The organism is thiotrophic endosymbiont of Bathymodiolus puteoserpentis (Logatchev) (assembly GCF_900127505.1).
Lineage (GTDB): Bacteria > Pseudomonadota > Gammaproteobacteria > PS1 > Pseudothioglobaceae > Thiodubiliella.
Window position 1 is genome coordinate 5232 of sequence record NZ_UEXF01000004.1, and the last position, 2537, is coordinate 7768.

Annotated in this window: 1 protein-coding gene; it reads left to right on the forward strand. The window is 38.2% G+C overall.

Annotation, left to right across the window (positions count from 1 at the left end; genetic code table 11):
• A partial coding sequence (locus BHECKSOX2_RS00060; protein WP_218973217.1) for a hypothetical protein occupies positions 1-2537 on the forward strand: 2537 nt, incomplete at both ends.

The window sequence follows — 2537 nt, forward strand, 5'->3', positions numbered from 1 at the left end:
GTTAATGTGGCTGTAATGAAGGGTGATTATAATGTCAATGTGCGTTATGGTGATGGGATGAATATTGCCTTGGCAGCCGGCAAAGGTAATATTACCGTCAAAATTGGTGACGGTGATTTTTATGGCGCCATGCTTGAAGTGGGTACTAACAAACAAAGCGTTACCGCTAAGATGAAAGCTCTTATGCAAGGCATGTTGTCCAATTTAAAGGAAACTGCCAAAAGTATTTTGGTGAGTCAAACCATAGGAATAGTCGTCAACGGAGACGAGGCAGACACAACCAAACTTCGTGGTACTAGCCACTCTACCCCTAAAGAACCAAAGGACTACACCAAAAATGTAGATTCTGTTAATAGAGATGTAGATCGCTCGAAATATCAGCAAACAAATGCCGATGAAAACTCAAATGTTGACACACAATCACAACAAGACAAGAATACTGTCAACTCTTTGAAAACCGATACACAGGTCGATAAAGGAGACGCCAATCAAGGCGCACAGGAAATTACGAATATTTTGGGCAGTAGTAACAATAATTTAATGCAAAACCAAGGCCAAGGGAATTCTGAGGGATGGAACGAATTAAACAAAAATGGACAAAGCGACCATCACAATAGTTATACCCAATTTGGTTCTATTGACAAAGTTAAGAACAAAGTCGATCAGGAGATCAAAGACAGCAAAAAAGGCATTAAGCAAAGTAAGAAAAACACACAAGAAGAACTTAATAATGTTAAACAGCGTGACAAAAATAATAAGTTGCACTTGCAGAACGAACAACAAAAAGCGACAAAGAATTTAGGGGATGCTAATCAAAAACATCAAAAAGTTAGTAATGAAAAAATAAACCAAGAAGGTCCAGTTTTGATTGCCATGAATGTCTATCTAACAGATGAACACTCAGCAACCAAAAGTGTTTTTGAAATAGGAGATAAGATCACAATTTCTTTGACAATGGACAAAGTCATGCGATATCAAAATGGTAAGGAGAAGTATGCTGCCAATTCTAAGATAATCATCAATGGTTTGGAATTTTCTCTCAGCACCAATCAAGGCTTTGCCAAATCCAATGCAAGTGCCATAGAAAGCACACAGTTGGTATTTGAACGTACTATTCAAGCAAATGATGCCTTTACACAAGGAAAAGGGTTTTCTATTAAATCATCAGCTGACTTAATTATAAGTGGTATTTCTGATAGGAAGGGCTACCCTCCCGCTTTCATCAATACAATCTATCCAGTCTCACTGAGCAACACTATTGTCACCAAGTTTGATAATCGCAATTTAACTGTAGTTGGTGATGCATTTCAAGGCTACACCATTGAGAAGCAAGTAGGTAATGCCTCTTGGGATACTGATGTCTTTTCTCAAGAAAGTTTTGTTGGTGACGGTTATGCAATTTTTACACTAAACTCAACTGCCGCCAGAAAAGGCATTATGTTGGGTTTATCTACTGACAATCCAGATGGCAGTTACAAGACCATTGAGCACGCTGTTTATCTTTACAACAATAAAATAAGAGATGTGCGTAATAACGATAAAAAATATGCTGATTTTAATCATAGATATAAAGTAGGCGATCAAATCAAGATTGAACGCAAAGGCACTGTCATCAATTATTATCATCTTGATAGCGATGGCAATGCAATTCGTACACTGGCAACGCAAACAGGTATCTCCACCACTTCAGCACTACATATTGACACTTCAATTAAAGACAAAGGTGCTAAGCTCACAGGCGTAAGGCTGGTTAAAGGCTTGAGTAACATAAGTAAATACACGATCGATGTGCACGCACCAAAACCCATTGCCAACGCTTGGCGTATAAGCAGTGTAGCTAGTAGTGGTGATGTCCTCACTATTGGCGATGAAATAAAAGTAAGCCTAACGCTGGACGAGGCAGTTACTTTGACAAAGGTTGGTGAAAATAAAATTACGATTGCTGGCAAAGAATTCGTTTTAACAGGTAGTAATAACACAATCACCAATATGTTGGAGTTTACTTACACTATTCAAGCTAACGACAAGATTAACAGTGACAATTTTCAGATTAACAATAAAAATGATATTGTTTTGAATGGCATTAGAGACACAGATGGTAATAATATTGATCTCAGTAGCATTAAGAGTCCTGCAAAAATCTCTAAGTCGTTACTTGACACTGAATTTGTTATCGGTGGCGGCAACAAAATAACCCACACTAATGGCGGCGTTTATGAAAAAACCGCTAGTGCTGGCTGGAATGCCGATGTTGCATCTTCCAAGGGCTTTATTAATGACGGCTATGTTATTGCCAAGCTTGGCAACACTGGCAGGGTAATGCTTGGACTTTCAAGTGATAATACTGATAGCTCTTACACTAGCATAGATTACGCTTTGTATGCAGATTCAGGTATAGGTAATAAATTTATCATCTATGAAAGTAGTGGGAAAAAGCGTAACACAGGTGTTGTTTATGTCGCTGGCGACTATATGAAAGTCGCTAGATCAGGTACCCAAATAAAATATTACCATATTAAAGCAAGTGATGGTCCTCA